Genomic DNA, 2,187 nt, shown 5'->3' on the forward strand with positions numbered 1-2,187 from the left:
CGGGCCCGGGGGCGACGGCGGGACCAGCCGCGACGGCGGCACCGGCCGCGACTGCCGCGGCCACGCCCTCGGCGCTCCCGGCGGCCACCTCCTCGTACAGCCGCATCACCGTCGCACGGTCGATGCCCTCGGTGGCCACGTCCATGACGACCCGGCCCGACCGCAGGCCGATGATCCGGTGCGCCCAGGACAGGGCCAGATCGACCTGGTGCAGGCTGCACAGCACGGTCAGTTCCCGCTCCTGGGCGACGCGTGCCAGCAGCCGCATGACCTGCGCCGAGGACTCGGGGTCGAGGGAGGCGACCGGCTCGTCGGCGAGCAGCAGACCCGGTTCCTGCATCAGGGCGCGAGCCACGGCGACGCGCTGCTGCTGGCCGCCGGACAGGGTGTCCGCCCGCTGGAAGGCATGTGCGGCAAGGCCCACCTGCTCCAGTCCGTCCAGTGCGCGTTCGCGCACCGCACGCGGGTAGCTGAGCAGCCCCAGCCGGGGCCCGCGCAGCGATCCGAGGGCGCCGGTGCACACGTTCTCCAGCACACTGAGCCGCCCGACCAGGTGGAACTGCTGGAAGACAAAGCCGATACGGCGGCGCAGCGCGCGCAGCTCGGACCGGTCGGCCCGGGCCAGCGCGGTGCCGAGGACGGTGCCGTCGCCGGAGGTCGGCGGCTGGAGGCCGTCGAGCAGCGAGAGCAACGTCGACTTGCCGGAGCCGGAGAGCCCCAGCAGCGCCACGACCTCGCCGGGGCGCACCTCGAAGGACACATCGTCCACGGCGAGCAGGGAGTCGGCGCCGGTGCCGAACCGCTTCGTCAGACCGTCCAGCCGGATCACCGGCTCCCCGGCGGTGGCCGGGGAGGCGGTGGCGGTGGCGGCAGTGGCCGCGGTGGCGGTGGGGGCGGTGGGGGCCGGGGCCGTCACGAGCCGTCCTTGCACTGCGCGTCCTTGGTCGCGTCACAGACCGCGCGGACACTGTCGTAGTCGGAGTCCTTGACCTCGGCGAAGCCCCAGTTGTCGTCGATCTTGCAGCCGTCGCCGGAGCAGTAGCCCTTGGACTCCATGTAGTCGGCGTTGCCCTTGGTCAGAAACGCGTCGATGATCTTCTTCTGGAGGCTCGCGGTGAGATCGGTCGAGACCGCGGCGGGCGAGCCGGGGATCTCGGAGGACTTCCAGACGGTCTTGAGCCGGCCCTTCTTGAGCTTGCCCTGCTTGATCAGATCGCTGTCCACCATGGTGTCGAAGGCGAACCCGGCCTCGCAGTCGCCGGAGGCGACCGACAGCGCCGAGGCGTCGTGACCGCCCGCCATGACCTTGGTGTAGTCGGCGGGCTTGACGCCCGCCTTCAGCAGACCAGCCTGCGGATAGAGATAGCCGGACGTCGAGGTCGGGTCCACGAAGCACACCTTGTGGCCCTTGAAATCGGCGAGGCTGTTGATGTCCTTGGAGTCGCCGCGCGTGATGCCGTACGACTTGTAGCCGGGCTTCGCACCCTTCGCGGTGACCAGCGCGCCCGCCAGCTTCACACCCACTCCGCTGTCCTTGGCGACGACGTAGGAGAGCGGCCCGTAGAGCGCGACATCCGCCTTGTGCGCCCGCTGCGCCTCGATGACGGCGGCGTAGCTGGTCGCCTTCTGCATCTGGACCTTCTTGCCGGTCTCTGCCTCCAGCAGCTTGACGAGCGGGGCGTACTGCTGGGCGAGGGAGGTGGAGTTCTCGGACGGAATGGCCGCGACCACCAGAGAGTCGGGATCCCGTCCCTCCGACGTGGAGCCGTTGTCCGAGGCACTGGCGCCGCAGGCGGTGAGCACGAGGGGCAGCAGCGCGGCGGCGAGGGGAAGGCGGAGGTGGCGAGGCATGGGTCGTCCTTCGAGCGGTGGGGCGATCCGGGCCTCTCGGGGAAGTGAGGGCACCGGCGATAGCGCCCACCTTGCGGAGAACAGGTGTGCACACCCCTCGCCGTCGGTTACGGCTGTCTGAACGATGCGGGAGACAACGGGTGGCTTGACCGGACAACCCGGGGGTCCGGCACGCTCGTGCCGGACCCCCGGGTTGCCTGGTTTCGCTCTGTGCGCGTCAGCGCCGGTCGACGTCGCCGCTGTCGTCGTTGGTGGCGTTGGTGGCGCTGGTGGTGTCGTTGGTGTCGTCCTCGCCCGCCTCCAGCAGGCCCGCCGCCGCGCCCACGATGCGTGGGT

General features: G+C 71.0%; 2 protein-coding genes. Both read right to left on the bottom strand.

The window, feature by feature from the left end:
- Positions 1–916 (bottom strand): phosphonate ABC transporter ATP-binding protein (gene phnC / locus KN815_RS39645; RefSeq protein WP_216346650.1); only part of this gene is annotated, 916 nt, incomplete at its 3' end.
- Entirely contained in the window at positions 913–1,851 is a 939-nt protein-coding gene (locus tag KN815_RS39650) for a phosphate/phosphite/phosphonate ABC transporter substrate-binding protein (RefSeq protein ID WP_216346651.1), read from the bottom strand. The genes KN815_RS39650 and phnC, both read right to left, overlap by 4 nt.
- Positions 1,852–2,187 lie beyond the last annotated feature (336 nt).

The organism is Streptomyces niphimycinicus (assembly GCF_018883605.1).
Lineage (GTDB): Bacteria > Actinomycetota > Actinomycetes > Streptomycetales > Streptomycetaceae > Streptomyces > Streptomyces niphimycinicus.

Excerpts from the sequence above, each read along its gene's own strand:
- KN815_RS39650 (WP_216346651.1), bottom strand. The coding sequence starts at position 1,851 with ATGCCTCGCCACCTCCGCCTTCCCCTCGCCGCCGCGCTGCTGCCCCTC.